Annotated in this window: 21 protein-coding genes and 1 riboswitch; of the genes, 4 read left to right on the plus strand and 17 right to left on the minus strand. The window is 70.8% G+C overall.

Annotated elements, in window-relative coordinates; translation table 11 throughout:
- Positions 1-14 precede the first annotated feature (14 nt).
- Positions 15-1,319, plus strand: coding sequence for a hypothetical protein (locus tag ASG94_RS18195; protein ID WP_056927895.1), 1,305 nt, complete (start codon positions 15-17; stop codon positions 1,317-1,319).
- Positions 1,320-1,331: 12 nt separating this feature from the next.
- Here ASG94_RS18195 and ASG94_RS21885 read toward each other — a convergent pair whose 3' ends face one another.
- Together ASG94_RS21885 and ASG94_RS21460 are read right to left on the minus strand one after the other, a co-directional pair.
- Positions 1,332-2,708 carry a hypothetical protein gene (locus ASG94_RS21885; RefSeq protein ID WP_156411693.1) on the minus strand — a complete coding sequence of 459 codons (1,377 nt, stop codon included), beginning with the start codon at positions 2,706-2,708 and terminating at the stop codon, positions 1,332-1,334.
- Between the two features lie 48 nt (positions 2,709-2,756).
- Positions 2,757-2,999 (minus strand): helix-turn-helix domain-containing protein, encoded by a 243-nt coding sequence (locus ASG94_RS21460; RefSeq protein WP_082624335.1) that lies wholly within the window; start codon positions 2,997-2,999, stop codon positions 2,757-2,759.
- A gap of 533 nt (positions 3,000-3,532) precedes the next feature.
- Between ASG94_RS21460 and ASG94_RS18200 the strand changes: the two genes are divergently transcribed.
- Both ASG94_RS18200 and ASG94_RS18205 read left to right on the plus strand, forming a co-directional pair.
- Positions 3,533-3,802: a hypothetical protein gene (locus tag ASG94_RS18200; RefSeq protein WP_056927896.1), complete on the plus strand. Its 270-nt coding sequence runs from the start codon at positions 3,533-3,535 to the stop codon at positions 3,800-3,802.
- Complete coding sequence (locus tag ASG94_RS18205; protein ID WP_056927897.1) at positions 3,802-5,196, plus strand: metallopeptidase TldD-related protein; 1,395 nt, start codon at positions 3,802-3,804, stop codon at positions 5,194-5,196. Before ASG94_RS18200 ends, ASG94_RS18205 begins: the two co-directional genes overlap by 1 nt.
- A 3-nt stretch (positions 5,197-5,199) precedes the next feature.
- Here the strand turns inward: ASG94_RS18205 and ASG94_RS18210 are convergent, their stop codons facing one another.
- The 4 genes from ASG94_RS18210 to gcvP all read right to left on the minus strand — a co-directional run bounded on the left by ASG94_RS18210 (position 5,200) and on the right by gcvP (position 11,400).
- Positions 5,200-5,565: a hypothetical protein gene (locus tag ASG94_RS18210; RefSeq protein ID WP_156411694.1), complete on the minus strand. Its 366-nt coding sequence runs from the start codon at positions 5,563-5,565 to the stop codon at positions 5,200-5,202.
- On the minus strand, positions 5,562-7,094 hold the full coding sequence (locus ASG94_RS18215; protein ID WP_056927899.1) for a CYTH and CHAD domain-containing protein: 1,533 nt from the start codon (positions 7,092-7,094) through the stop codon (positions 5,562-5,564). Before ASG94_RS18215 ends, ASG94_RS18210 begins: the two co-directional genes overlap by 4 nt.
- An 86-nt stretch (positions 7,095-7,180) precedes the next feature.
- On the minus strand, positions 7,181-8,554 hold the full coding sequence (locus ASG94_RS18220; RefSeq protein WP_056927900.1) for a serine hydrolase domain-containing protein: 1,374 nt from the start codon (positions 8,552-8,554) through the stop codon (positions 7,181-7,183).
- Positions 8,551-11,400 (minus strand): aminomethyl-transferring glycine dehydrogenase, encoded by a 2,850-nt coding sequence (gene gcvP, locus ASG94_RS18225; RefSeq protein WP_056927901.1) that lies wholly within the window; start codon positions 11,398-11,400, stop codon positions 8,551-8,553. Before gcvP ends, ASG94_RS18220 begins: the two co-directional genes overlap by 4 nt.
- A gap of 70 nt (positions 11,401-11,470) precedes the next feature.
- Positions 11,471-11,571: riboswitch (glycine riboswitch) on the minus strand.
- Positions 11,572-11,634: 63 nt separating this feature from the next.
- Between gcvP and ASG94_RS18230 the strand changes: the two genes are divergently transcribed.
- Entirely contained in the window at positions 11,635-12,495 is an 861-nt protein-coding gene (locus ASG94_RS18230; protein ID WP_056927987.1) for a carbohydrate kinase family protein, read from the plus strand.
- Between the two features lie 65 nt (positions 12,496-12,560).
- On the opposite strand, the gene ASG94_RS18235 is transcribed toward ASG94_RS18230, so the two are convergent.
- From ASG94_RS18235 to ASG94_RS18285, 11 genes are all read right to left on the minus strand, one after another.
- On the minus strand, positions 12,561-13,127 hold the full coding sequence (locus ASG94_RS18235) for a MerR family transcriptional regulator (RefSeq protein ID WP_056927988.1): 567 nt from the start codon (positions 13,125-13,127) through the stop codon (positions 12,561-12,563).
- A gap of 204 nt (positions 13,128-13,331) precedes the next feature.
- Positions 13,332-13,805 carry a bifunctional nuclease family protein gene (locus tag ASG94_RS18240; protein WP_082624337.1) on the minus strand — a complete coding sequence of 158 codons (474 nt, stop codon included), beginning with the start codon at positions 13,803-13,805 and terminating at the stop codon, positions 13,332-13,334.
- A 43-nt stretch (positions 13,806-13,848) separates the two neighbouring features.
- On the minus strand, positions 13,849-14,610 hold the full coding sequence (ftsR, locus tag ASG94_RS18245) for a transcriptional regulator FtsR (RefSeq protein WP_327152784.1): 762 nt from the start codon (positions 14,608-14,610) through the stop codon (positions 13,849-13,851).
- Between the two features lie 3 nt (positions 14,611-14,613).
- Positions 14,614-15,141: an FHA domain-containing protein gene (locus ASG94_RS18250; RefSeq protein WP_056927904.1), complete on the minus strand. Its 528-nt coding sequence runs from the start codon at positions 15,139-15,141 to the stop codon at positions 14,614-14,616.
- A 133-nt stretch (positions 15,142-15,274) separates the two neighbouring features.
- Positions 15,275-15,661, minus strand: coding sequence for a glycine cleavage system protein GcvH (gene gcvH / locus ASG94_RS18255; protein WP_056927905.1), 387 nt, complete (start codon positions 15,659-15,661; stop codon positions 15,275-15,277).
- 36 nt (positions 15,662-15,697) lie between these two features.
- A complete protein-coding gene (locus tag ASG94_RS18260; protein WP_082624338.1) occupies positions 15,698-16,507 on the minus strand; it encodes a DUF881 domain-containing protein in 810 nt (269 codons plus the stop codon).
- Positions 16,500-16,832 (minus strand): small basic family protein, encoded by a 333-nt coding sequence (locus tag ASG94_RS18265; protein ID WP_056927906.1) that lies wholly within the window; start codon positions 16,830-16,832, stop codon positions 16,500-16,502. Before ASG94_RS18265 ends, ASG94_RS18260 begins: the two co-directional genes overlap by 8 nt.
- Complete coding sequence (locus ASG94_RS18270) at positions 16,829-17,707, minus strand: DUF881 domain-containing protein (protein WP_056927907.1); 879 nt, start codon at positions 17,705-17,707, stop codon at positions 16,829-16,831. Before ASG94_RS18270 ends, ASG94_RS18265 begins: the two co-directional genes overlap by 4 nt.
- On the minus strand, positions 17,700-18,320 hold the full coding sequence (locus ASG94_RS18275; RefSeq protein WP_056927908.1) for a CDP-alcohol phosphatidyltransferase family protein: 621 nt from the start codon (positions 18,318-18,320) through the stop codon (positions 17,700-17,702). Before ASG94_RS18275 ends, ASG94_RS18270 begins: the two co-directional genes overlap by 8 nt.
- Positions 18,321-18,377: 57 nt before the next feature.
- Positions 18,378-19,442, minus strand: a complete 1,065-nt coding sequence (locus ASG94_RS18280; protein ID WP_056927909.1) for a hemolysin family protein — start codon at positions 19,440-19,442, stop codon at positions 18,378-18,380.
- Positions 19,435-20,826 carry a hemolysin family protein gene (locus tag ASG94_RS18285; protein WP_056927910.1) on the minus strand — a complete coding sequence of 464 codons (1,392 nt, stop codon included), beginning with the start codon at positions 20,824-20,826 and terminating at the stop codon, positions 19,435-19,437. The genes ASG94_RS18280 and ASG94_RS18285 overlap by 8 nt, the downstream gene beginning before the upstream one ends.
- Positions 20,827-20,941: the final 115 nt, after the last annotated feature.

Genomic DNA, 20,941 nt, shown 5'->3' on the forward strand with positions numbered 1-20,941 from the left:
GAGGCTGAGCGTTGATGGACGCGCTCAACACGCGAGAGTGGGCGAGCGTTTGTTGGGTGGCCGTGCTTGTTCTGGCGGCAGTGGCCTACCCGCCGGCACGGCGAGCACTCTCGCCGCTGGCACGCCAGATCGGCGCATTCTGGCAGCTTCACGTCACCCTCCTGCTGTTCCTCGGTTGGGTTGCGCTCGTCTGCTTCGGCGCGCACCTAATCGGTGCGTGGAACAGGCACCTACTGAAAGACACCATCGTATGGGTTGTCGTGTATGGCGTCGCAGCGATCTTCTCTGCATTGCGAGCGGGGAAGGAGAAGCACTTCTTCCGCCGCGCCGTCCTCGCAGCTGTCAGCGTGGGTGCCCTCATGCAGTTCCTTCTTAACCTTCACACCTTCGCCTTTGTGATTGAACTCGCCCTGCTGCCACTAGTCACCAGCCTCTTCATACTCGAGGCCGTTGCCCGAACGAACCGGAAGACCCGCCCCGCCCAGTCCTTCTTCAACCTCCTGCTCACAATCCTTGGCCTTTGGATCATCGTTGCGACGACGCGAGGCCTGCTCGCGTCCTGGAAAGGACTCGACCCGGAGGAGAAGGGCCTGGAGTTCGCGTTCTCCCTCTGGTTTCCGCTAGCGATGCTGCCCTTCGTGTACTTCTTCTCCTTGGTGCTCACCTACAGCGCAAATCTGTCTAGAGCTCGGTTTCACAACGACGACAAGCCACCCTCTCTAGGTGCGCGGGTGGCACTCATTCTCGGGCTTCATGGCGATCTTCAAGCCGTCAATGATCTTCCGCGCCACCACGCTGAGTATCGCGCGATCGTCCGATCTCGGTCACTTCGCGAGGGCTTGACGAGTGTTCGGTTGTACAAGGAGGCCCGAGCTCAGGCACAACGCCTTGAGGAAGAAGCAGCAGCCCGACTCGTGCGCAACGCGGGTTTGAAAGGAGTCGACGACGACGGCCGGGCGCTCGATCAGCGAGAGTTTGAGCAGACTCGTGAGGCGCTTCGCTGGATACAGACCTGCCACCTCGGCCACTACAACAATCGAGGCAGGTATCGACCAGACCTGATGAGTGGGGTGCTGCTCGACGACTTCAAGCGGCAGGGGCTGCCACATGACCACGGCATCACCATGCGAGTGAGCCGGAACGGTCAGGGCTGGTTCGCGTGGAGGCGGACCCCCAGCGGACTGGTACTAGGTATTGCGATGGACGAGGGCAGAGAGAACGAGTGGCTATACGCGGGCGAGCTCCCACCCCAGGATTTTCCGGGCGCTGACCCAACTTGGGGGGACCAGCCGCACGAAACCCCACCTGACTGGAGGTGAGCGCGTGCGACGCTACGACTGGCCCGCCTCATCCTCGTCCCACTCAGCGGGGGCGTGGGTCCGCATCCCGGCAACCATCCCCGCCACCATGTCTGCGAGGTAGTCGAGCCCGCGGAACTCGTCGATCGTCTCCTGCATGATGTGGCGAACAGCGTGAAGTTCAGCCTTGACGTGGTCACCGTCATCGTTCACCCAACGGTCTACTACGACGATCTCGCCCGGTCCCCCAGCCTGTGGGCGCACTTCGACTTCCAGCCCACGAGCGCGTAAGGCATCGCAAACTACCGTTTGGTCCACCATGACCAAGAGCAATAGCTCGTATCTCAGGAGCTCAAGAACGGCGCGCTGGGTCACGGGGTACAGAACGTAGGGCAGCGATACCGTCGGCGCGCGGGAGGGCTCTGTCGGCAGCGTCCAAACAAGCACCGGGCGGTCCGCCGTCGCATCTGTCCTCTTGAATGCGGAGTCTTTTAAAGACTCTTCTAACGGCGCTGCGGCAATATCGTCGGCCGTCACCCCACCTTTGGAATAGAACGCTCCGTAATAGAAGGCGTCGTCAACAACCTCGCCCGCAAAGCCTTCCGCATGCGCGCGACGGATGATCCGACGCAGGTGAGGCCAGTTGTCCGTTGACGAGGTGTCGACCGACATGTGGATGAACGGCTCAGTCAGTCCCGATACGACGCCATCAGGAGACGAACCCAGGATGGCGGCACGTCGCATCCGCTCCTTTTGGCGACCGACTCGACCACGAGGCATGTCGTCCCGGGGAAGCTCCGCAGGTTCATAGACGACATCCGGTGGCAGATTCCCAGAATCATCTAGCGGGACCGGCGTGAGAACCTTCGTCTTGACTTGGTAGGTCCGCTTTCCAGAGTCATCGGGTTCCGACACGTCTAGAAGTTGCGTCTTCACCTCTACTGTGATCGACCGGGGCACCCGCCCATCTACCCGAACAAAAGTGACGTCTCCAATCCTCAAGAGATTCGAGATGTCGTGGAGAACCGGGAACCCCCAGCCCTGACTGCTGAGACCGGCAGCTATGTGTTGGGCACCTCGAGTTCCGTACCCGTCCTCCGCTATAGGCACAGGCGAGTTGTGAGAGAGCGCGCCGATCAACTGCTTGTCGCCCCCAAGAAGAACCCATACGAGCGCGTCACCCATCGAGCGAGCGTGCCAGCGGATCCGCCGAAGTTCCTCTAGCCGCTCTCGATCTTGCTTTGCCCGCGGCAGCGTCTTTTCTGCCGCGATCGAGACTTGGATTCCCTGCTGGGCTTCTAGAAGGTCCAACTGCAATTGCCAGATCTCATCTGCATCTACGAAGTCACTCTTGGCGATGATCTTGGCGAAACTCGCGAGCGCTCGAATGTGACTCTGTGCGTCGTTCATCCGCGACATCCCCCAAGATGTTAAAAACCGACAAGATGGCGCTCGGGTTCACGACTTGCTTGATTCTTCGAGCAGTGCCGCGCCGGCGACGCCCAGTGCGTCCGCCACAGCCCAGAGGTTGACGACGGTGATGTTCCGCTCCCCGCGCTCCACCGATCCGATGTAGGTCCGGTGCAACGAGGCTCGCTCAGCCAGAGCCTCTTGTGACAGCCCCTGTGCCTCACGCAGAGCCCGAATCCGATGCCCCAACTGCTGGAGCCTCCGAGTCGCTTCCGTCCCTCGCTGTCGCACGGCCAGAGACTCGTTGAGTGCCTTGTATAAGTCGACAGACTATAAGTAGCATCCCGGTATGGCGTGGTGGGGAGTCGAGGTTGACCGTCAGGCTCACGGTGAGGTCCGACGTGTCCGGGTCCCCCGGCTCGGCATGCCTGGCGTGACCTTGCGCGTACCCATGGGGTCAACCCCGAGGCGCGGCATCAGACTGGGAACCAGATCAGATGAAGAACGCGCGCTGAGCGGCGTGGGTGACTGGACCGACGGCGTCCACCAGGTCATATGCTGCAATCACTCACTGAACGCGACCGACAAGGCGGGGTATGCAGCTGGCACCGTACGGCCTCGGGGCGGTCCACGCCCCCGCGCCGGCGGAATCCCTACCCCGGACAGCGAGATGGCCAAGTCCATTCGTAAGTACTTCCGTGAGAACGGATACCCGCCCCTCACCGAGGAACAGCGACGAGCCGTCGTCTTCTTCGAGGGCGTCAGGCGACGACCTCGTTGAGGGCCGTTCGCACACTCAAGTGCATACACCGCAAGCAAACCTTTTGAACTTCCAGTTCACCGGACAGCGGTTCTTCGAGATCCGCGACGGGCAGCTCGGCGGCCAGCTCCGCGACGTCGCCTACCAGGCGACCACCACGGACTTCTGGGGCTCGATGGAGGCGGTCGGCGGGCCGGACACCTGGGTGCTCGGCGGCGCGTTCAACTGCGGCAAGGCCCAGCCCGGCCAGGTCGCGGCGGTCAGCCACGGCTGCCCGACCGCGCTGTTCCGCGACGTACGCATCCTCAACACGAACGACGAGGCAGGCCACTGATGGCGACCACCGTGACCCCCCAGCAGCTGCTCGAGCACGCGCTCGCCGCCTCCACGGCGGACGACTGCGTGGTCATCGTGCGGGCGACGAGCAGCGCCAACCTGCGCTGGGCCAACAACACCCTCACCACCAACGGCGTCATGGTCTCCAGCGACGTCACCGTCATCTCCTTCGTCGGCGCCGCATCCGGCACGGCGACCGGCTCGGTGTCCGGGTCGGCCAGCACCCGCGAGCAGGCCGACGCCCTGGTGCGGGCGGCCGACGCCGCGGCTCGGGCAGCCACCCCCGCCGAGGACACCGCCGACCTCGTCGCCGACCGCACCAGCCCCGACTGGGACGACGTGCCCGAGCAGACCGACATCCACGTGTACGACGCGTTCGCGCCGGCCCTCGGCGAGGCGTTCGGGCAGGCATCCTCGGCGGATCGCGTGCTCTACGGGTTCGTCAACCACGAGCTGGTCACCACGTTCCTCGGCTCGACCCGCGGCCTGCGACTGCGGCACACGCAGCCGACCGGTCACTACGCGTGCACGGCCAAGACGACCGACCTCGCCAGCAGCGCCTGGGTCGGCGGCGCCACGCGGGACTTCACCGACGTGGACGCCCTCACCATGGCCGACCAGGTCGCCACCCGCCTCGGCTGGGGCCGGCGGCGTACCGACCTGCCGGCCGGCCGCTACGACACGATCCTGCCGCCGAGCTCGGTGGCCGACCTGATGATCGACGCCTACTGGGGCGCCGGTGCCCGGGTCGCCCACGAGGGCGAGTCCGTCTACAGCCGGCGCGGAGGCGGCACCCGCATCGGCGAGCGGATCGCCCGCCCGGGCGTCCACCTCTACTCCGACCCGGCGTACGCCGCCCTGGCCTGCGCGCCGTTCAACGTCGCGGCCGCCTCGGACAACACCGAGTCGGTCTTCGACAACGGTCTCCCCCTCGGACGCACCGACTGGATCCGCGACGGCGAGCTCGCCTCCCTCATCCAGACCCGGCACTCGGCGGCGATGACCGGCCAGCCGGCGACGCCGATGATCGACAACCTGGTGCTCGAGGTCGACGGCGCCGCCGGCGGGATCGAGGACCTGGTGGCCGGGACCGAGCGCGGCCTGGTGGTGACCTGCCTGTGGTACATCCGGGAGGTCGACCCGCAGACGATGCTGCTGACCGGCCTCACCCGCGACGGGGTCTACCTCGTCGAGGGCGGCGAGATCACCGGGGCGGTCAACAACTTCCGGTGGAACGAGAGCCCGGTCGACCTGCTCGACCGCTTCACCGCGGCCAGCTCGACGGTGCCCAGCTTCAGCCGGGAGTGGGGCGACGACTACTTCTCCCGGACCGCCACCCCGGCCCTGCGGATCCCGGACTTCAACATGTCGAGCGTGTCGCAGGCGCTGTAGGGCTCAGTCGAGCACGACGACGAGGACTCCCTGCACGACGTTCAGCAGCACGAAGAGTGCAGCCGTGCCGACCGCGATCCGCATCGGCACGCGACCGCCGGGGTTGCCCTGCCGCTGTGCCCGCCGGCAGGACACCACCGCCAGGATCGCGGGGAGCACGAAGACCAGCAGCGCGGGCCCGCCTGCGACCGCCATGACCCACACCGGCACGTCCCCGCTGTCCCCCGACGGGTGGCCGAACAGGGACGCGAGGCCCTCGCCCACGGCGAACGCGCCGAGGAACGACACCGGGAAGAGCAGCAGGGACCACCAGGCGCGGTGCACGTCCCGGGCACCCTCCTCCACCGTGGCCCCGGGGGGCCCGGTCACCTCGCGCCCTTCAGCCAGGCGCGCAGCTTCTTGCGGCTCACGTCGGCGGCCCAGAGCCGGTCGAAGTCCCGGTCGAGGCGCTCGGCATGCGCCTCCTCGCCGGCGTGCAGCCGGCCGTAGGTGAAGGCGCTCTCGCCCGCCGCGGTGGCCGCGGCGGCGAGGTCGAGCAGGTCGGTACGGGCGACGACGGTGTCCTGGCGGTCGCCGAGCACGGAGGACATGCGCTTGGCCGCACCGGCGAGCGCGCGGGCGTCGTCGCCCCAGACGGGGACCAGCGCCTCCACCACGTAGCGCAGCCGCTTGGCCGCCTTCCGGGCGTCGTGCACCGCGGCGTCGCGGTCGTCCGCGTCCGGCATGGCGCGGACCTGACGCCGCAGCTCCCTCCACTCCTCGACGACCAGCGGGCGCAGCACGTCGCGGGCCGGCCGGCCCGCCAGCTCGGTCCACGGGGCGTCGCCCACCCGACCGTCCAGCACGAGGGTGTCCAGGGACGCCAGGAGCGCCAGGTAGCGCGGCGACTCCAGGGCGGTGCGGACCTGGTCGTCGGCGCGCCGCTGGCGCTCGGCGTACGTCGCGTCGATGCGGCGTCGTACGGGACCGACGACCAGGTCGGCGGGCTGCGCGTCGACGAGGTGCAGCAGGCGGGCGTGCGCGACCTCGACGTCGCGCGAGTCGCCGAGCGTCCGGGCCAGCCAGCGGAGCTCGTGCCCGACCCTGTCGGCCACGTCGGGCTCCAGCAGCGTTCCGAAGGCCCCCAACGCCGACCGGATGCGTCGGGTGGCGATGCGCGCCCGGTGCACGGAGTCCGGCTCACCGCGGCGGATGGCGCTGTCCCGGCACGCCAGCTCCGCCCGCTGCTCGCGCAGCAGCGCGACCAGGGCCAGGCCGGCCGGTCGCCGCGGCTTCGGTCGTCGCGACGGGGTGGCTCGCGGGACCCGGTCCCCGAGGACGTGCTCCACCTTGCGCTGCACCGTGCTCAGCCCGACGCCTTGGTCGCCCAGCAGCCGGGTGGCCGCCTCCAGCAGGTCCGGACCGTCCGTGACGAGCTCGAGCTCCCACTCCCGCCACTCGACCGGCGTGTCCGCGGTGTCGGGCAGCCGGCCACGGACCCGGTCGTCCGCCAGCTCGGCGAGGTCGGCTCCGCCCTGTCCGACGAGACGGTGGGTGGTGCGGTGGGTGTCGACGGTGGCCACCGGCACGAGGTCCGCCCCCCGGCTCCAGGCGAGCACAGCCTCGCGCAGGGGCTTCGGCACGACGTGCCGCGCCCGCGCCAGGGGCAGGTGCACCTCGTCACGTCCGCTCCCCGCCGGGATCTTGAGGTGCCAGCCCTCGTCAGCGCCGCCCTCACGTCGGCGGAGCGTGACGCCGGCGGCCATCAGCGACAGGTCGGCGGTGTCGAAGTAGACGGCGGTCAGCTCGTCGGTGCCGCCCGGCAGGACGGAGACGACCCCGGGCAGGCCGGTCAGGTCGGGCACCTCCGCCTCGGCGGCAGGCGACCACGTCAGCTCGACCTCGTGGTGGTCCGGCACCCCTGAGGTCTATCGCACCGCCGGGGGTCCCGCCTCGTCCGCCCGGTACGAGTCCCCAGGACAGGGCATGCCCGGACCGGATCTGTTCAGGCGGGGTGTCCGCCGGGCACGGGGGCACCGGGCTCGTAGGGCTGCCGGGTGAGGATGAACGTGCCCACGTCGAGGTGCGAGACCGACCCGTCGGGGCGGCGTACGACGAGCAGCTCCTCCCCCGCGTGGTAGCCGCGCGACCCGACGATCCGGCCCTCGACGTCCGCGAACCGCCACAGCTCGACCTGCCGGCGGCGAGCGACCAGGTGGCCGCCCTCGCAGGCGAACACGTAGGGCGTGGCACCCCAGTGCCAGACGCCGAGCACGTCGGCGAAGGACTCCGGCACGCTCTCGTTGGGACGCCACACGGGCGGCAGGGTCGGCTCGCACCGCTCCAGCTCGTCGAGCAGCGCGGCTCCGAAGGCCGCGACCGGCACGCCGCCGGTGGCGTTGACGAGCCCGACCACGCCGGTGCGCCGGGTGCGGTCGACGAGGCAGATCGCGTGGAAGCCGGGCATCGAGCCGCTGTGCCCGACGAGGGTGCCGGCGCCGCCGCGGAAGACCTGGAAGCCCAGGCCGTGCGCGTAGGCCAGCCCACTGGATTCCTCACCCGCCTGCGGTGTGAAGGCCCGCGCCAGGACCGGGGCGGGCAGGACGGCGTCGTGGCCGTCGAGCAGGAACGTGCAGTAGGTCGCGAGGTCGGCGACGGTGCTCCACACCTGGCCGGCGGGCGCCATGGCGGCGGTGTCGGGCAGCGGCTCGGGGATCAGCGTCTGCGCGTACGGGTGCACCGACCAGCCGAGCGCGTGCGCACCGCTCGCCTGGTACGACGTCCGGGTCATGCCGAGGGGCTCGAGGATCCGCTCCTCGACCGCCTCCCACCAGGTCTGTCCGCGCAGCCGGGCCACGACCTCGCCCAACAGCCCGTAGCCGAGGTTGGAGTAGTGGAACTGCCGGTCGGGGTCGAACGCCGCCGCAGAGCCGTCGTTGGCCTCGGCGAGCTCCTCGAACGTCCCGCCCTCGGTCCGCTCCCACCACGACCCGGCCGGCTCGGCCTGCAGGCCCCCGGAGTGGGCGAGCAGCTGGCGGATCGTGCGGTCGGCATAGCCGACCTCGCCGAGCACCTCGGACGCCGGCGAGTCGAGGGACAGCGCCCCCTCCTCGACGAGCTGGAGGACCAGCACGGCGGTGAGGGTCTTGGTGATCGAGCCGATCTTGTACTGCGTGTCGACGACGTCGCCGGGCACGTCGCCGACGCCGTCGGCCCACGCGAGCCCGCCGCCGCGCACGATGCCGGCGACGACCGAGGGCACGTGGCCCTCGGCCTGTGCTGTGGCCGTGCGCCAGCGCAGCCGTCGCGCCGTGTGGTCGGTGACGGCGTCGCCGAGCAGGGCGCCATCGTGACCGCGTGCCGGGCCCTCCGGGCTCATTCGGCGAAGGCCTCGGGCGGCGGGCAGGCGCACACGAGGTTGCGGTCGCCGTACGCCTGGTCGATGCGCGCCACCGGCGGCCAGTACTTGTCGGGGTCCACGCCGGTCGGGAAGACGCCGACCTCGCGGGAGTAGGCGCGGTCCCACTCGCCGACCAGCGCGCGGGCGGTGTGCGGGGCGTTGCGCAGCGGAGAGTCCTCCGGGCTCCACGTCCCGGCCTGGACCTGGGCGATCTCCTCGCGGATCGCGATCATCGCGTCGCAGAAGCGGTCGATCTCGGCGAGGTCCTCGGACTCGGTCGGCTCGACCATGAGGGTCCCGGCGACCGGGAACGACATGGTCGGCGCGTGGAAGCCGTAGTCGACCAGCCGCTTGGCCACGTCGTCGACGCTCACCCCCGACTCCTTGGTCAGCCCGCGCACGTCGAGGATGCACTCGTGGGCCACCAGGCCCCCGTGGCCGCGGTAGAGCACCGGGTAGTGCTCCTGGAGCCGGTGCGCGACGTAGTTGGCGCTGAGCACCGCCACCGAGGTCGCGCGGGTGAGGCCCGGGCCGCCCATGAGCCGGATGTAGGCCCACGAGATCGGCAGGATGCCCGCCGAGCCGTACGGCGCCGCGCTGATCGCGCCGATGCCCGTGCGCTTGCCCTCCTCGGGGTGCATGGGGTGCGACGGGAGGTACGGCGCGAGGTGCTCGCGCACCGCCACCGGGCCGACGCCGGGGCCACCGCCGCCGTGCGGGATGCAGAAGGTCTTGTGCAGGTTGAGGTGCGACACGTCGCCGCCGAACTCACCCGGCTTGGCGTGGCCGAGCAGGGCGTTGAGGTTGGCGCCGTCGACGTACACCTGGCCGCCGTGGCCGTGCACGATCTCGCACAGCTCGGTGATGGTGTCCTCGTAGGCCCCGTGGGTCGAGGGGTAGGTCACCATGATCGCGGCCAGCTCGTCGGCGTGCTTCTCGCACGCCGCCCGCAGGTCGTCGAGGTCGACGGTGCCGTCGTCACCGGCCTTCACCACCACGACCTTCATGCCGGCCATCACCGCGGAGGCCGCGTTGGTGCCGTGGGCGGACGAGGGGATGAGGCAGACATTGCGGGCCTCGTCGCCCCGCCCGCGGTGGTAGCCGCGGATCGCGAGCAGGCCGGCCAGCTCGCCCTGCGAACCGGCGTTGGGCTGGATCGAGACCCGGTCGTAGCCGGTGACCTCGGCCAGCCAGCCCTCGAGCTCGTCCACGAGCTGCCGGTAGCCGGCCGCGTCCTCGGCGGGGGCGAAGGGGTGCAGGTCGGCGAAGCCGGGCAGGCTGATCGGCTCCATCTCGGTGGTGGCGTTGAGCTTCATCGTGCAGGAGCCGAGCGGGATCATCCCGCGGTCCAGCGCGTAGTCGCGGCCCGAGAGTCGACGCAGGTAGCGCAGCATCTGCGTCTCGCTGTGGTGGCTGGTGAAGACCTCGTGGGTGAGGTACGCAGTCGCGCGGCGCAGGTCCGCGGGCAGCCCCTCGGCCACGTCCTCGTCGTCGACGTGGGCCGTGACCCCGAAGGCGCGCAGCACGCACGCGACGGTGGCCGGCGTGGTGCACTCGGAGGTGCTGATGCCGACCCGGTCGCCGTCGACGTGGCGCAGGTGCAGGCCCAGGCTGCGGGCCCCCGCCACCACGTCGGCGGCGCGACCGGGCACCACGGCGGTCAGGGTGTCGAAGAAGGTGTCGTGCTCGAGCTCCACTCCCCCGGCCCGCAGGGCGGCGGCGATGCGAGCGGCGGAGCGGTGCGTGCGGCGCGCGATCTCTCGCAGCCCGTCGGGACCGTGGTAGACGGCGTACATCGACGCCACGACCGCCAGCAGCACCTGCGCGGTGCAGATGTTGGAGGTCGCCTTGTCGCGGCGGATGTGCTGCTCGCGGGTCTGCAGGGCGAGGCGGTACGCCGGGCGGCCCTCCGCGTCGACGGAGACTCCGACGAGGCGACCGGGCAGGTGCCGCTCGAGCCCGTCCGCGACCGCCATGTAGCCGGCGTGGGGGCCGCCGTAGAACAGCGGCACCCCGAAACGCTGGGAGGAGCCGACGACCACGTCGGCGCCGAGCTCGCCCGGCGCCTCCAGCACGGTCAGCGCCAGCAGGTCGGCAGCCACCACGGTCAGCGCGTTGCGCTCGTGGGCGGCCTCGATCACCGGTCGCGGGTCGAGCACGCGACCCGAGGCGCCGGGGTACTGCACCAGGACCCCGGAGAGCTCGCCGTCGGGGAGGCCCTCGGCGAGGTCGGCCACGACCACGTCGATGCCCATCGCCTCGGCGCGGGTGCGCACCACGTCGATCGTCTGCGGGAGCGCGTCGGCGTCCACGACGAACGGGCCGGCGGCCTTGCGGTTGCCGCGGCGTACGAGCGTCATCGCCTCGGCGGCCGCGGTGCCCTCGTCGAGCAGCGACGCGTTGGCGGTCGGCAGGCCGGTCAGGTCCCCGATCACCGTCTGGAAGTTGATCAGGGCCTCGAGCCGGCCCTGGGAGATCTCCGGCTGGTACGGCGTGTAGGCGGTGTACCAGCTCGGGTCCTCGAGGACGTTGCGACGGATGACCGGCGGGGTGATCGTCGCGTGGTAGCCCAGCCCGATCATCGCCTCCGCAGGACGGTTGAGCCCGGCGATGCGCCGCAGCTCCCGCGCCGCCAGGTCCTCGGTGAGGGCGGCAGGCAGGTCGAGGTCCGCGCCGGCCCGGATGCCGCCGGGGACGGCCGCCTCCATCAGGGCGTCGAGGTCGTCGAAGCCGAGCTGCTTGAGCATCGCCTCGACGTCGGGCTCGCGCAGGCCGATGTGGCGCTCGACGAACGGGGCGGTCGTGAGGTCGGACGGGTCCGGCATGGAGGCTCCCTGGGTCGCGGTCAGCGGGCCTCCCCCTCTGTCGTCCCCCGACGGGGGTCTCCAGAGCTGCCTGGTCTGCGCGGTCCGGGTGCCTGAGAGGTTCCGGGGAGGAATTGCCCCTTCGGCGCTTGCCCGGCCGGGACCGGGCGAAGACTCTCCCGCGCGGGATCGTCAGCAGCCCTGAATCTACCAGCGCCCCGAGCCCGTGCCCGACGAGCACGCCATGATGTGGTCGTGTCGACTTTCCAGGTCCTGGTCGCCGGTCCCGTCTCGTGGAACCGCGTCGTCCGGCTCGACGACCTCCCCGACGCCCGCCCCCACACGGTCTTCGCCCGCAGCCACGTCGACACCCTGGGCGGCACGTCCGCCGGCAAGGCCCTCCACCTGGCCGCGCTCGGGGCCCGGGTCACGCTGTCCACCGTCCTGGGCGAGGACCCCGAGGGCGGGCTCGCCCGGGCCGCGCTGCGGCACGATGCGATCACCCTGCTCGCGGCCCCCTCCCCCAGCGGCACCGAGCAGCACCTCAACCTCATGGACGACCGGGGCGGCCGGGTGTCGATCTACCTGCACCTGCCCGACGTACCGGCCGAGACGACGCACGAGGACGACCTGCGGGCCGCGTTGGACGCCTGCGACGTCGCGGTCGTCGACCTCGCCGAGGGCTCCCGACCCCTGCTGGCCCGGGCACGTGCCGCGGGACGGCCGGTGTGGTGCGACGTCCACGACTACGACGGCACCGCGGCCTTCCACCGCGACTGGGTGGACGCCGCGGACGTGCTGTTCCTCAACGACGACGGGATGGACGACCCGCTGCCCTTCATGCGCAGCCGCGTCGCGGCCGGCACGTCCCTGGCGATCTGCACGCGGGGCGCGCAGGGGGCGGTCGCGGTGACGGCGACCGACGAGCTGCACGTGCGCGTGCGCCCGGTGACGGACGTGGTGGACACCAACGGGGCCGGGGACGCCTTCCTCGCCGGCGTCCTGGTGGCGACGCTGGCCGGGCAGGACCTGCGCGGTGCCATGGAGGCCGGCCATCGCCAGGCCGCCGTGGCGCTGCGCTCCCCCGGGCTAGCACCCGCCGAGCCGCATCCCTGAGACGTACGACGGGCCCGGAGCGTGTGCTCCGGGCCCGTCGTCGTGCCTGTGTCCGTGTGCTGCGCTCAGCCGGTCTGGCGGGCGGCGCGGCGAGCCGCGAGCTCGTCGCTGGCGGCGGGCGCGTCCTGGGCGGTGCGCTCGCTGGGCAGCTCGGCGAGCGTCCCCTCGATCTCGCGCCACACGCCGCCGATCGCGATGCCGAAGACGCCCTGGCCACCCTGGAGCAGGTCGATGACCTCGTCGTTGCTGGTGCACTCGTAGACGCTCGCGCCGTCGCTCATCAGCGTGACGCGGGTCAGGTCGTCGGTGCCGCGCTCGCGCAGGTGGGCGACCGCCGTCCGGATCTGCTGCAGCGAGATGCCGGCGTCGAGCAGACGCTTGACGACCTTGAGCAGCAGGATGTCGCGGAAGGAGTAGAGCCGCTGCGAGCCGGAGCCCGAGGCCCCGCGCACCGTGGGCTCGACCAGGCCGGTGCGGGCCCAGTAGTCGAGCTGGCGGTAGGTGATGCCGGCCGCGTTGCAGGCCGTCGGCCCGCGGTAGCCGGTGTCGCTGGGCAGCGGGGAGACGTCGTCGGTGAAGAGCAGGCCCTGCTCGTCGGCGATCTCGGCGGCCTGGGCTGCCTCGGCACCCACGCGATCCTGCTCGTTCTCGTTCACAGCCACGGCGACCCTCCAACGGTCTTCTTCAACCGCTGGGCGTAGCTCCGGGGGAAGGCGGCTGCGGGGAAGGGCAACCACACGGGTGGAGTTACAGCGGAGAACTTCACCGTATGCCTGTGGTGGAGGGTGGTCAAACGTCTCCGCGGCGTGTCGTAACCCTCAACCTCAGGTTGAGGGTCAGGCTTCGGGTCGCTCGAAGTCCTCGGGGGACACGTGGTCGAGGAACTCCCGGAAGGCCTCCACCTCGTCCTCCTGCTCGGCCGGCACGGCCAGGCCGGCCTCGTCGAGCACCCCCTCGGCACACACGATCTTGGTGCCGGTGCGCAGGGCCAGCGCGATGGAGTCGGAGGGACGGGCGCTCACGACCTGGCCGGAGGCGAAGACGAGCTCGGCGTAGAAGACGCCGTCCTTCACGTCCGTCACCCGGACCTCGCTCAGCGACTGGCCGGTGGCCTCGAGCACGTCCTTCATCAGGTCGTGGGTGAGCGGTCGCGGCGGCACGACGCCCTGCTGGGCGAAGGCGATGGCCGTGGCCTCCACGGCCCCGATCCAGATGGGCAGGTAGCGCTCGCCGGAGGCCTCCCGCAACAGCACGATCGGCTGGTTGGAGGGCATCTCGACGCGGACTCCGATGACGTCTACTTCGCGCACGTCCTCACCCTACTCCCGGGCCAAGGCCGTCCGGCACGGACGGTCAGCGACGTCGCAGACCGGTCTTGACCAGGGTGGCGTGCAGGCGCACGGACAGTGCGGCGATCTCGCTGACGGCGTCCGCCGCACGCCCCCGGGCGGCCGCGTCGCGGCCCCGTTCGAGGGGCGCCACGACCTGCTCGACCAGCCCCACCTCGCGGTCGGCGGCGGTCTTGAAGGCTCGCAGGTGGCGCGGTTCGAAGCCGAAGTCGGCCAACTCGCGGGCCGTCTGCGCGACGACCAGGGCATCGGTGTCGTAGTGCCGGGTGCCGGTGCGCGGTGCGATGAGGCCGAACTGCTCGAGCTGGGTGAGGAGGTCGTCGGAGACCTCCGCGATCTTGAGCAGCTCCATCCGCGACAGCCGCACGTCGCTGGTGCGAGCGAAGGACTCGGGGGACGGCAGGCCGTCGGCCGCCAGGGCAACCTGCGGGACGGTGGGGACGACGCCCTCGATCGGCGGCGGCGCGAGGCCACGGTCGATGGCGTCGAGGTGCTCGCCGATCACCTTCAACGGCAGGTAGTGGTCACGCTGCATGCGCAGGACGTAGCGCAACCGGTCGACGTCGTCGGTGGAGAACTTGCGGTAGCCCGCGGGCGTGCGCTCGGGCTTGATCAGGCCCTTGTCCTCGAGGAAGCGGATCTTGGGGATCGTGACGCCCGGGAAGTCGGTGCGCAGCTGCTCGAGGACCTGGCCGATGTTCATCCGGCCGCGCGAGACCGACCCGGACGCTGGTCCCGAGGACGCCGGCGAGGAGGGGACGGACACCGATCAGCTGCCCGAGGCGCCGGAGAAGAACACGAGGCGGTACTTGCCGATCTGGACCTCGTCGCCGTCGGTGAGACGCACCGAGTCGATGCGGTCGCGGTTGACGTAGGTGCCGTTGAGGCTGCCGACGTCGCTCACGGTGAACTCGTTGCCGCTGCGGCGGAACTCCGCGTGGCGACGGGACACGGTGACGTCGTCGAGGAAGATCTCGCTGTCCGGGTGCCGTCCGGCACCGACGAGGTCGGCGTCGAGGAGGAAGCGGCTGCCGGCGCTGGGGCCCCGCTGGACCACGAGGAGCGCGTGTCCCTCGGGGAGGGCGTCGACGGCGGCCGCGTCGACCGGGCTGAGCTGCCGGTCCGACGACTCGGCGCTCGGGACCCCGAACGTGATGGTCGCGGTCGAGTCGCTCGCGGCCCGGTTGCTCCCGGTGGTGGCGCCCGCGTCGTCGGCGGACGCCAGGCGGGTGCCGCACTGCGCGCAGAAGCGCGCGTCGTCCGGGTTCTGCTTGCCACAGGCGGTGCAGAACGGCATGAACCCTCCTCAGGGCGGTGACTTCGGGCGGTGACGATGGTGCTGTGACGATGGTGCACGAACACCCGACAACCCTCAGGTGGGGCCTGAGGTTGACGGTTGTGACGAACCTACCAGCCGGGCGGCCGGAGCCTCAGCCCTCCAGCCCAGCCTGGTAGGCGGCGGCGTCGAGGAGGCCGTCGACCTGGGAGGCGTCGGAGGGCACGAGCTCGAAGAGCCAGCCGGCGGAGTACGGGTCGGTGTTGACCAGCTCGGGGGTGGCGTCGAGCGACTCGTTGCGGGCCACCACCTCGCCGGTGAGGGGCGCGTAGACGTCGCTGACCGACTTGGTCGACTCGAGCTCGCCACAGGTGTCGCCACCGGTCACCTGCTCCCCCACCTCGGGGAGCGAGACGTAGACGATGTCGCCCAGCGCGTCCTGGGCGAAGTGGGTGATCCCGATACGGACCGAGCCCTCGGCCTCGCCGGGCGTGCGCACCCACTCGTGCTCGCTGGTGTACTTCAGGTCCTCGGGATACACGGTGTCTCCTCGGTTGCTGGTCGGTGCGTGGGCAGGCTACTGGTCGGGGTCGGCCTCGGCGTTGACGGGTCGCACGGGGTCGCGGACGCTCGTGATCTCGATGGACTCCGACTCCTCGACCTCCACGGTGGCGTCCTCGTACTTCTCCATCGTCTCGATCGGGCCGCTCGCGAAGGTGAGCCCGCCGTGCAGCGAGTGCGGGTCGCCGATGACGTCGATGACGTACGGCGGCTCCAGCAAGTTGCCGTCGAGCTCGATGCCGCCGACCGCGAGGTTGAAGGAGCTCTGGGCGACCACGCGGTACTGGTCGTTGAACTCGATGGCCTCGGCGTCGGCCGTGCGCATCTCCTGCACGACGTCGAGCAGGGAGCCCACGCTCACCGGGCCGTCGCCCTCCTCGATGGTGATCCGGATGCCGGGGCCGGTGACCGGCACGAGCCCGGCCAGGATGTTGAGGGTCTGGGCGCGTTCCTGGGTCTGGGACAGTGCCGCCTCGCGGCTGGTGTTCTCCGAGCGCAGCTCGTCGCGGGTCTGCTCGAGCCGGTCCCGCTCGCGTCGCGCGCGCTCCGCGGTCCCGGTGAGGGCGTTGAGGATCTCGATGAGGTCCTGCTCGCGCAGGCCGGCGTAGGTGTTGTCCTGCTCGTTGTTGCGCACCTGCACGATCGAGGCGAAGCCGAGGACCGCGAGGAGCACGGCCACGACCACCTGGGCCCGCGACCCGTGGCGCAGGGTGAAGGCCAGCCGCTTGCGGCCGGCGTCCTCCTCGTCGGGGGCGGGCGGCACTGCGGCGCGCTTGTGGTGCGGCTCCTGGTGGGGCTCGGGGTGGCCCGGCGTCTGCTCAGGCATGGAACAGGTGGCGCCGGATCGCGGCGACGTTGGAGAAGATGCGGATGCCGAGGACCACGATGACGCCGGTCGAGAGCTGGCTGCCGACCCCGAGCTTGTCGCCCATGTAGACGATCAGCGCCGCGATGACGACGTTGCTGATGAAGGAGACGACGAAGACCTTGTCGTCGAAGATGCCGTCGAGGAAGGCGCGCAGGCCACCGAAGACCGCGTCCAGGGCCGCGACCACCGCGATCGGCAGGTAGGGCTCGAGGCCCAGCGGGACGTCGGGGGCGAAGACGAGGCCGGCGAGCACGCCGAGCAGGAGTCCGAGTGCTGCGATCACGGTGTGACCCCCTCCTCCTTCGTGGACTGGTCCTGCGCGGAGCCCTCGGTGACGTCGCGCAGGGGACGCAGCGTGCTGGCCGGGAGCCGGACCATGGTGACATTCTCGGGCTCGTAGCCGAAGCCGAAGCCGTTGACGAGGCCGAACCAGTCCTGGCCCTGGCTGCTCTCGAGGAGCCTCGCCTGCAGGGTCGCGTTGTCGCCGATCGCCTCGACGACGTACGGCGGGGTCAGCGGCTGGCTGTTGACGAGGATGGCCCGACCGGTGTTGCGGATCCCGCTCAGCGCGGTGAGCCGGATGCCGTTGATGGCGATCGCCTCGGCACCCGCCTGCCACAACCCGTCGACCAGCGTGGCGAGGTCCTCGTCGCGGATCTCGTCGTTGGGGTCGTCGCTCTGCGGGTTGGTCACGGTGATCCGCACCCCCTCGCCGCGCACCGGGACGAAGCCGGTGCGGACCTCGACGCGGCGCACGCGCGCCTCGAGGTCCTCGGACTGGGCGGCGAGGACGTCGTTGCGGTCCTGGGCGGCGATCCGCGCGTCGTTGAGGGTGCGGATCTCGCGCTGGAGGGCCGCCACCTCGTCGCGCCCGTCGTCGATCTTGGAGATGAGCGTCGCCCGGCCGAGCTCCTGAACGTCGGCGTCACGGGACGTCTGGACCGCGGCCACGGTGACCAGGAGCCCGAAGGTGCCCACGACGGCCAGCGTGGTCCAGCCGCGGCGACGTGCGGGTGACGACTCGCCACGCTCGGTCCTGCGCCGGGCGACGTGGGCGTAGTCCTCGTCCATCGACCGCGTCGTGATGAGGGCGAGCAGCGGGGTGGTGACGTGCTCGGGCAGGTCACGGGGCCGCTCGGGGGCGGAGAGGTCAGGCATCGCCGGCCCTCGTCCGTGGTCGTGGCTCGGTGTCGCGCAACAGTCCGCGGACCTGCCACGCGTAGAGCACGCCCGCCCACCAGTAGAGCCCGATGCCCCAGAAGGCGAAGGCCCACCCGAAGACGCGGGCCAGGGTCGGGATCGCCCCGTCGCCCTCACCGAGCAGCAGCAACGGGAACGCGTACAGGAGGTTGAAGGTCGCGGCCTTGCCGAGGAAGTGCACCGGCAGCGCGCTGTAGCCGCGGGTGCGCAGGAGCGGCACCAGTCCCCACAGCAGCAGGTCCCGCAGGGGCAGGATGATCGCCACCCACCACGGGATGATGTCGCGCAGGGCCAGCCCCACGACGACGGCGAGGATGTAGAGGCGGTCGGCAACCGGGTCGAGGATCTCCCCCAGGCTGGAGTGCTGGTCGAGCCTGCGGGCGAGGTAGCCGTCGAGCCAGTCGGTCACTCCCGAGACCATGAGCAGCGCCAGCGCCAGCGCGTCGGCCTCCGGGCCGAGCACGAGCCAGAGGAAGACGGGCACACCGGCGAGCCGAGCCATGCTGAGCAGGTTGGGGATCGTCCACACGCGTGAGCGGTGGGTCTGCTCCTGCACGGAATCGCCTGCCATCGGGTGAGTCGGGATCAACGTCTCGCTCACCCTATCCAGCGGGCGTCGCACGCACGGTCACGACTCGGCGGCACTCGTGCCGGCCTCGTGGTGGGAGCCGTCGCGGATGACACCGACCAGCTCCTCGAGCACGTCCTCGAGGGTGACCAGGCCCAGCACCTCGCCGTCGCGGCGTACGACGCGGGCCATGTGCGCCCCGCGCAGCTGCAGGCTCTCGAGGGCCTCATGAAGGAGGTCGTCGGGCCCGACGGTGGCGAAGGGGCGCACCCACTTGTCGTCGATCGGGCGCTGACGACGCTCCTCGTCGCTCTCCAGCACGTCCTTGATGTGGAGGTAGCCCACCAGCGTGCCGTCCGGGTCGGCGACCGGGAAGCGGCTGAAGCCGGTGGCCGCGCACAGCGCCTCGACGTCGGCCGCCGTCGACCCCCGCAGGACCGTGGAGAGGCCCTCGACGGGCATCAGGACGGTGGAGACGGTCTTCTCGGTGAAGCCGAGCGCGCCGGCGAGGCGGTCGTACTCGTCGGCCGCGATCATGCCCTCGCCGCGCGACTCCTCCACAAGGGCCGCGACCTCCTCGCGGGTGTAGCTGGAGCTGACCTCCTCCTTGGGCTCTACCCGGAGCAGTCGCAGGATGCCGTTGGCGGCGAGGTTGAGCAGCAGGATCACCGGTCGCAGCACGGTCACGATGACCATCATCGGCGGGCCGAGCAGGAGCGCGGCCCGGGTGGGGCCGGCCAGGGCGATGTTCTTGGGGACCATCTCCCCGAGCACCACGTGCAGGTAGACGACGATCGACATCGCGACGACGAACGACACCGGGTGCAGGGCCCCCTCGGGGACCCGCAGCGCGTGGAACAGCGGCTCGAGCAGGTGCGCCACGGCGGGCTCGCCGACGGCACCGAGGCCCAGCGAGCAGACGGTGATGCCGAGCTGGGCGCCCGCCATCACCAGCGAGACCTGCTCCATGGCGCGCAGGGCGGTGCGAGCCCGGCGCGACCCCGACTGGGCCAGCGGCTCGATCTGGCTGCGTCGCGCGGACAGCAGCGCGAACTCGGCGCCCACGAAGAAGGCGTTGAGCACGAGCAGCACGACGGCGACGACGACGCCGGTCAGGTCACCCACGGTCGTCCCCCTCCCCCGAGGCCGGGTCGGTCGGCTCGACGGACAGCTCGTCCAGCGTCACCAGCCTCAGCTCGAGGCGGTCGATGCGCAGGCCGTCCATCCGCTCGACGGTGAGCGTGGCGAGGTCCTCGCGCGGCTCGTCCGGGTCCGAACGGTCCGGGACGGGCACCTCGACGCGGTCGCCGGCGTGCGGGATCTTGCCGAGGCGCTGCATGACGAGCCCGCCGATGGTGTCGTAGTCCTCGTGGTCGGGCAGCTCGATGCCGGTGGCGTCCTCGACCTCGTCGGGCCGCAGCAGCCCCGACAGGCTCCAGGCGCCGTCGCGGCGCTGGCGGGCCCGGGCACCGAGCCGGTCGTGCTCGTCGGAGATGTCGCCGACGATCTCCTCCACGACGTCCTCGAGGGTCACGATGCCCGCGTGGCCGCCGTACTCGTCGAGCACGATGGCCATCTGGAAGCCGTCGCCGCGCAGCAGGGCGAGCAGGGGGTCGAGCCGCAGGCTGTCGGGGACGACGGTGGGCTTGACCATGATGTGCTTGATCCGGGTGGTGGCGCGCTCGTGGACGGGCAGCGCGACGGCGTGCTTGACGTGGACGGTGCCGACGACCGCGTCCTCCTGGTCCAGCACCGGGAAGCGGGACAGGCCGGTCTGGCGGGCCAGCTCGATGACCGTGCTGGCCCGGTCGCCCTCCTCGACGGTGGTGGTGCGCACCCGGGGCGTCATGATCTCGCCCGCGGTACGGGTGCCGAACTCGACGCTGCGCTCCATGAGCTCGGCGGTCTCGGCGTCGAGGGTGCCCTGGTCGGCCGAGCGCTGCACGAGGGAGGCGAGCTCCTCGGAGCTGCGCGCGGAGCGGAGCTCCTCCTGCGGCTCGATGCCGAGGCGGCGTACGAGCGTGTTGGCGGAGTTGTTGAGCACCTTGATGGGCCAGCGCGACGCGGCGGTGAAGCCGCGCATGAAGCCCTGGGTGGCCCGAGCGGTCTCGAGCGGCTTGGCCAGGGCGAGGTTCTTGGGGACCATCTCGCCGAAGAGCATCGTGAGGATGGTGCCGAGGGTCAGGCCGATGGCCACCGAGATCGGTGGCACCCAGCCGTCCGGCAGCCCTGCCGCGGTCAACGGGTCGCGCACCAGGGTGGCGATGGCCGGCTCCGCGAGGAAACCGACGGCGAGGTTGGTCACCGTGATGCCCACCTGGGCGCCGGAGAGCTGGGTGGAGAGCGACTTGAGGGCGCGTTGCACGCCCGCCGCGGAGGCGTCCCCGCCGCTGGCGGCACGCTCCACCGTCGACCGGTCGACGGTGACGAAGGAGAACTCGGCGGCGACGAACACGCCACAGACCGCGATGAGGGCGAACGAGACGAGCAGGAGGAGCCACGGGGTCACGACGCGGCTCCTCGATTGGTCAGGGAGACGGTCGTGCGGCGACTTTGATAGCCGTCCATGGGGGTCTGGGGAGGCCCTTCCACTCGGGTGCTGGCAGTACTTCGCGCACCAGAGT

Origin of the sequence: Nocardioides sp. Soil805, assembly GCF_001429625.1 — a bacterium.
GTDB lineage: Bacteria > Actinomycetota > Actinomycetes > Propionibacteriales > Nocardioidaceae > Nocardioides.

Excerpts from the sequence above, each read along its gene's own strand:
- ASG94_RS18195 (WP_056927895.1), top strand. The coding sequence starts at position 15 with ATGGACGCGCTCAACACGCGAGAGTGGGCGAGCGTTTGTTGGGTGGCC.
- ASG94_RS21885 (WP_156411693.1), bottom strand. The coding sequence starts at position 2,708 with ATGAACGACGCACAGAGTCACATTCGAGCGCTCGCGAGTTTCGCCAAG.
- ASG94_RS18205 (WP_056927897.1), top strand. The coding sequence starts at position 3,802 with ATGGCGACCACCGTGACCCCCCAGCAGCTGCTCGAGCACGCGCTCGCC.
- ASG94_RS18220 (WP_056927900.1), bottom strand. The coding sequence starts at position 8,554 with ATGAGCCCGGAGGGCCCGGCACGCGGTCACGATGGCGCCCTGCTCGGC.
- gcvP (WP_056927901.1), bottom strand. The coding sequence starts at position 11,400 with ATGCCGGACCCGTCCGACCTCACGACCGCCCCGTTCGTCGAGCGCCAC.
- ASG94_RS18250 (WP_056927904.1), bottom strand. The coding sequence starts at position 15,141 with ATGCCGTTCTGCACCGCCTGTGGCAAGCAGAACCCGGACGACGCGCGC.
- ASG94_RS18260 (WP_082624338.1), bottom strand. The coding sequence starts at position 16,507 with ATGCCTGAGCAGACGCCGGGCCACCCCGAGCCCCACCAGGAGCCGCAC.
- ASG94_RS18270 (WP_056927907.1), bottom strand. The coding sequence starts at position 17,707 with ATGCCTGACCTCTCCGCCCCCGAGCGGCCCCGTGACCTGCCCGAGCAC.
- ASG94_RS18275 (WP_056927908.1), bottom strand. The coding sequence starts at position 18,320 with ATGGCAGGCGATTCCGTGCAGGAGCAGACCCACCGCTCACGCGTGTGG.